Here is a 6641-nt window from a genome sequence, read left to right as displayed (position 1 = left end):
TTCTTAATTGTCACACTGCATATCCCAGCCTATAAAGTCACTTCTGCTGCTTGAGCGTAATATTGAAGACATCTCCTGCCTCGCCCCCGAAGACGATCAGACCATCCTCAGGCAGGACAACTTCACGTCCTCCGTCAGCCACGGACAAACGGACTGGAACGCCATCCGCATCGTAGACGGCAAACCCGCCCTGTTGCGGCAGATCCACAGTCATGGTTCGGCCAGCGGCGCTGTCGCCGACCTTATACCAGCGGACCCTTTCAGCATCCGGTATCGTAGCCGTGGAGGAGACCCCTGCATAAATTGGGCGCACCGCCGCTTCACTGACATAGGTCCGGCCATCGGCTTGCAAATATTCCATGCCGTTCTTCCGGAAGAAGGTCAGATCGAAGACATCACGACCGTTCATGACCGGAATCTCCGCCACGTTTACCGCCTGATCCTCTCCTGTAATCTTGGCTCCATTGGCATAACCGCCTTGTTCATCCAATGCGATGGTTTTCATCAAGATCGATGGCATAAGATAGAACAGCGAATTGATTTTTTCATCCACAGCATAGTATGTCTGTTGGTCCCTCTTGCTCCAGGCGCCCGCGACAAGTTCTGTCAACGGGTTCGCATCCAGCCTCTGGTACTCGTAATACGCCATCGGAGACTGTCCGAGGCCAGGGAATTCGAGCACGCTTTTGACACGCACGTAAGTATGCCCGTTGCTCTGATCATCGAAGCTGATGACGGTCAGGCCATCCTCACCGGTAAATTCGCTGCCGCCCGTGTAGACATAGGTTTGCTCGGGTATTAAACCGTCCATAAGTCCGGGCAGCTTGATCTGTCCATCCTCCACGAGGATGTCGAGCGTTGAGCCAACGGTGCCGTACAAGCCAGAATAGGCGTTCAGGCTGCCCGGCATATCCTTTTGGACAGGTGTCACAGGGACTTTATCCGGATAAATATCGCCAATCTCACCTGTTTCCTTCAGGTACGTCAGCATAATGCTGGTGGCTGCCGCCGTATTCAGAAGGGACGAGCCGCCAGAGGTAAGCAGCGCCACGGAAATCCCTTCTTCCGGCAGAGCGATCAGCGCCGAATGGTACATGATCGTGTCTCCGCCTTTCGTCATGGCCTTCAACCCGTATTGCTCAAACGGTGCCAGATCCACCGAATCCCAGCCGAGGCCATATCCGAAGACGTTCTCCTCATCCTCCACCCAGATGCCATTGCGGTATTCGGGGTTCTGCATAGCCAATGCAGACGCCTTAGACAGCACCTCGGTTCGATGTCCTGTCAGCACCTCCGAGAACAGGGTTACTTCCTCCGCCGTTGAGTAGATACCGCCTGTCCCGATGACATTGGCGTTCTCCGGTGGCAGGGCACCGGCTATGCCCGGGAATCGAACCGGGTGAAGCTGGCCGCGATCGAAATCATCCAGCGGCGTTTTGGTCGATCTTAACTGGAGGGGTTCGCTGACATAACGGGCCAGAAATTCGCTGTAGCTCATCCCGCTGACCCGCTCGACCAGAATCTCCAGCAGCTGAAACCCGTCATTGGCATACACGCCGTACTCACCAGGATCAGACTTCAGTCGCTGGTGCCGAAGATTATCCAGCAAGGTATCATGGTTCTCCGTATCGTTGTCATCAAACAGCATGCTGTTCTTGTAATGCGAGCCGTACAGTCCCGCGGAATGGTTCATCAGCATGCGCGGCGTGATCTGCTTATACCGCGGGTCAGCCATTTCGAATTCTGGTATATACGCCGTAAGCGGACGGTCAATATCGATTTTGCCCGCTTCGGCCAGCATCAACGTGGCGGCGGTCACGTACACTTTACTAACCGACCCGATGCCGAACATCTCCTCCCTCGCAACAGGCCTCTTGCTGCCGGATTCAGTTACGGCAAGGCCCCCTGACAGCACGATCTCCCCTTCGTCTCGAATCGCATACTGGACGCCGTTTACACCATAACTGCCAATAAGCACCTCTGCCATCTCCTGTGCTTTTGCCGCGGCAGAGCCTTCCGCCTCCGGCTCGCTTACAGCCCGCACCTCGCTTATCGCGAGCGGCATGACCAGCAGCAAGGCTGCTAATACAGCAGCACCTCTCCGTTTCCATTTGTTCATAGGGCTTCTCCTTCTTTCTGTGTATAACTTCCTCATCGAGTTCATCTTACAAGCAGAAAGGAAGCAGCGCGCATAAATGCCCCGAAACGAAAAAAAGAATCCCTGAACGACATTACGCCAGGGAAACTTTGGAGCCAAACGGCAGCACAACCATATTGTCAAACGTCAACGATTCTGTTTCAATCGTCATATGCCCGCCGTATTTATCGCAAATGCGCTCGATATTCATAAGCCCGAAGCCGTGATAATCCGGATTCTCCTTGCGGCTGCGCAGATGGGGTACCTCTCTGTCCACGGAATTGCGAATGCGGAGGAATAGAGCCGACTCGCTCGAACGGATATGGATTCGAATATGCCGGTCCTCCGCCACTCTTACCTTTTTCGAGGCTTCTAGGGCGTTGTCCAGCATGTTGCCGAGCACCACGCACAGATCATAGCGATCGATCCCGAGCTCCCGGCCGTGTTGGAGACGAAGCTCTGTATCGATTCGTATCCCGTTAGCCTGTCCGATGTTCAGCGCATTCGTCACCAATGCGTCGATCACTAAATGGCCGGTGTTCACTCTGTGGTAGGCCTCCTCGATCTTGTTCAGCGTTACCCGGATATGCTCCTTTGCTTCGTCTGTCCTCCCCCGCTCGATGCATTCGGCCACATATAGAAACTGCTGGTTCGTGTCATGAATGATGCTTTTGATTTTTTTGAAGCTGTGAACCGTTTTTTCGTAATTGGCATCCTGGTAATCCATCTGCTGCTCCAGCTGGGCGTTCTCATGAAGTAGCTGAAACCTGGCGATCACGGTATCGAGGATGTAAACGACAAGGACGTTCAGAACCACATAACCGAACACCGACAAGAAATAATGAATATTCTTCTCGCTATAGGCCGACAATACGTTCACCTGATAGATGCTGATGAGCGGTACACTAATAAACAGCAGGTAATATCGGAAATTTAGCGGATATCTCTTGCGCCTGGCCAAAAAGCGAATGATCAGAACGATGGCGAACATGATGGTGCAGCTAAGAAGAAGGCTTGTGGAAAACAGCAGCGGGCTGGGCCCTTTCGCCCAATGAAAGCTCTCCTCAGTTATGGAAATGGTCGGATCGAGCAGATATAAACATATGAAGTCGACCAGCGTGAACAATACCGCGTATAACACGGAGAACACCACCTTCAGCTTAAGCTCCGCCTCATAGCCCATCGACAGGCAGAAGATGACGCCTAGCGCAAGCGCTGAAGACAACAGTGTGGGGAAATGAAGAGTCATATACACGGCGTTGATCACAAGGAACACAATCATATATATCCATTTGGATGGCTTGCTGCTCTCCTTGCCCAAGACAGAGTTGAAATAGAAGTTAACCTGAATCGCCATCACCAGGGCTACACCCAGATTCAGTAATATAATCGTATCCATATGTTAGTCCGCCTTCATCACCATAAATTTGGTGCAGGCATCCTTAACCTCCTTCACCTTGGACCGCCCGATCGGAAGCTCCATTCCATTCGACATGACCACCTTGTTTCCGGAAAACTTATGCACATGCAGCAGGTTGATCAGAATCGAGCGGTGAATCTGCAAAAACCGGCTGTCCTTCAGCGCTGAGGCATAGGTGGAGATCAGTCCCCGGCCGTCATAAACGGCCTGGACCGTCGTGAACTTCAGCCTGCTCTTGACAGTCAGGCTCTTGACCGCTTCAATGGCGATAATGTCCTTCTGCCATAACACAATCTCCTCATAAGCAGACCTGATGATCAGGATGTCCTGATCACGCTCCTCAAAATATTGGCACAGCTTCAGCATCTTCGCTTCGAACACTTCCGGTTCGATCGGCTTGATCAAGTATTGAAAAGAAACGACATCAAAGCTCTCCAGCATATATTCAGCATAACTCGTCAAGAACACAATCTGCTCGTGGTGCTGCTTCATCTCTCTCAGCTTTCGTGCGGTCTGAATCCCGTTGACTCCGCCCATTTCAATGTCGAGGATCAGAATATGAAAGGGAGCACCCTGGTCATTATAATGGGCAATCAATGACTCGCCCGACGGGAACGCGACCATCTCGAATTCAATCCCGCTCTTCATTGATAACGTGAGCAGCATTTCCTTCACGCGTTCTCTCTGCAGCTCATCATCGTCACAAATCGCTACGCGGTACACCCGGGCACCTTCTTTCTACCGTGTGAACACGGTTCTTCAGGAATAGATTAGGTGTATTATAACGTATATCATCACTTATAAAAAAACCGATCTGCTGAGAAGTAGATGGGGCAGCAGCCGGTAGATGTTTCTAATAAGATTCATTTTTCATAAGGAGAGACTCGTTGGACTATTTATATATTATCCGCCACGTTGGCGGCTTGCTCATCCAGCCTTTGGGTGTACTCCACGACACTATTGAAGTCCTCCATCGTGACGCGTATCTGCTGCTGGCCTTCGACGATGGAGGATTGGATCCGGTTGATCCCGTCAGAAATGTCCGTGATCTCTTTCGTGATGCCGGAGATCGCTCCCTGCACTTTCGTGATCGATTCGGATACTTCGTTGGACAGCTTCCGCACTTCAGCGGCTACCACTTCAAACCCTCGTCCATGCGGACCGGCATGCGCCGCCTCGTTGGCTGCGTTAAGCGCCAGCAACTGGGTCTGAGCGGCAATATCCCGAATGGTCTTCACAATCCCCTGGATAGATTTCGCTTGCTCCTGCAGCCCTTTGAGGGTCTGGGTATTACTCTCCGATACCTCGGCAATATGATCCACGCTAAGCAGAAGCTCCTTGCTGCGGCTGATTCCCTCTTCCGCACGCTGGTTCAAGCCCTGGGAAGTCATCTCCAGCTCCTTGACGACGGTCGCCAGACTGCGTCTGCGCTCTGTGATATCGGTTGCGATCTTGGCTACACCGATGACTTGGCGTGCCTGATCATCGAATAGGGGCATATAAGTCGCTTCAAGCCATACCGATTCGCCGTGGGCGTTCCTGCGTTCAATCTTATCTTGAAAGCTCTGCCCGGCCCGAAGCTCTTCCCAGAAGGTATCATACGCCGACGAATTGACAAAGTCGTCGAAGCAGAAATCCCGGTGTTGCATATGCATGATCTGCTCCACCGTGTATCCCATCGTTTCGGCAAATACCTCATTTACATAAGTCACCTGTCGTTCTGTATTAAAACGAATAATTGCCAGGTTCCTCTCCATCGCTCTGATAACGAATTCATCCATTAACGTTTGCTTTTCCACGATTCGTGTTCACTCCTACTTATCCAAATAAAGAACGATCTTGACTCTTATGTGCAGCTCCTAGATGCATTGCGATCATTATACGATATCAACATTAGAGGAATTCTCCTCTCTCATTAACTTATCAATAATGTCTCTACAAAACATATACAATTGCATGTTAAGTGAAATCGCTGGCATAGTACAGGTCTAGGAATGGAAAAAAAGCAACCATTGACAGCCTGCCTTCATCAATGGTTGCTTCTGTTGCTTCGATTTACTTATCGATCAGATCGGTGACCTTCAGCATTCTGGCCACCCGGCATCACTTAACGTGCCGACTTGCTCTGCTCAAGCAGCAGCTGCTTGATCTCCTGCATGTCTTTCTTCAACTCCTGGTTTTCCTTCAACAGCTGATCCAGCCGCTCGTCCCGAATCTCTTCGTCCTCTTGCCCCAGGTAGCTCAGAATAACCGCGACGACGAGGTTTAAGATAACGAGCGCCCCAATAATAATAAATGAGACAAAATAAATCCAGGCCCACGGGATCTCTGCAATGACCGGGCGTGCCACCTGGCTGGCCCAGGACTCGAAGGTCACCACCTGCATCAAGGTGAACAGGGAGTTATGGAAGCTGCCAAAAAATTCATACGGAAGCACGTCCTTGAAAAACGTCGTGCCAATAATGGCATAGATCGTAAAAATAAGCAGCGTCAACCCGAGCACACCCGTCAAGGCCGGCACCGACTTGATTAAGGAATCAATAATTTTGCGCAAAGACGGAATCGCCGGGATCATTCGGAACAGCCGCAGCACCCGAACCAGACGGAGCGAGGTAACAAACGGCGAAGCCAGGAAGATGAGGCTGAAAGCGACAATCAGGAAGTCAAACCAATTCCATCCGCTCGAGAAATATCGTTTGAAACCGAGACCGATCATTTTCACCAGCAATTCCAGCACAAAAATCCCCAGGATGACTTTGTCGAGAACCAGCAGGAACTTGCTTGTGCTGTACGTTTCTGCGACAATGACGGCGCCATTCAAAAAGATGATGCCAATAATAATGGATTGGAAGTATTGGTGTTCCACCAAACGTTTGAACGTTTCTCTCATCACTGTACCCCACTTTTCTCTTCTTGCGATTTCACACGTACACATACGCGCCATACCATGCAGCGGTTTCAGCATATAGTTCCATTATGAATTTGATTCGTGGATTCGTCTACAATTTTAGTAATTTGATATAGAAAGAAACCACGCCCGATGCTGTCGGGCGTGGTTTAGTTACATTACAATAATTTATAGGG

The 6641-nt window shown here is 50.8% G+C and carries 5 protein-coding genes; all 5 read right to left on the bottom strand.

Going from position 1 to position 6641, the window contains the following annotated elements:
* Positions 1 to 37 precede the first annotated feature (37 nt).
* Complete coding sequence (locus CHH67_RS24660) at positions 38 to 2119, bottom strand: serine hydrolase domain-containing protein (protein WP_095268014.1); 2082 nt, start codon at positions 2117 to 2119, stop codon at positions 38 to 40.
* 112 nt (positions 2120 to 2231) lie between these two features.
* Complete coding sequence (locus tag CHH67_RS24655; protein WP_095268013.1) at positions 2232 to 3536, bottom strand: ATP-binding protein; 1305 nt, start codon at positions 3534 to 3536, stop codon at positions 2232 to 2234.
* A gap of 3 nt (positions 3537 to 3539) precedes the next feature.
* Positions 3540 to 4280 carry a LytR/AlgR family response regulator transcription factor gene (locus CHH67_RS24650; RefSeq protein ID WP_095268012.1) on the bottom strand — a complete coding sequence of 247 codons (741 nt, stop codon included), beginning with the start codon at positions 4278 to 4280 and terminating at the stop codon, positions 3540 to 3542.
* Between the two features lie 173 nt (positions 4281 to 4453).
* A complete protein-coding gene (locus CHH67_RS24645) occupies positions 4454 to 5356 on the bottom strand; it encodes a methyl-accepting chemotaxis protein (RefSeq protein ID WP_342351971.1) in 903 nt (300 codons plus the stop codon).
* Positions 5357 to 5664: 308 nt separating this feature from the next.
* Entirely contained in the window at positions 5665 to 6447 is a 783-nt protein-coding gene (locus CHH67_RS24640; RefSeq protein ID WP_095268011.1) for an ion transporter, read from the bottom strand.
* Positions 6448 to 6641 lie beyond the last annotated feature (194 nt).

Origin of the sequence: Paenibacillus campinasensis (genome assembly GCF_002272015.1) — a bacterium.
Taxonomy (GTDB): domain Bacteria; phylum Bacillota; class Bacilli; order Paenibacillales; family Paenibacillaceae; genus Paenibacillus_AQ; species Paenibacillus_AQ campinasensis.
This window is presented reverse-complemented; position numbering and strand designations above follow the sequence as displayed.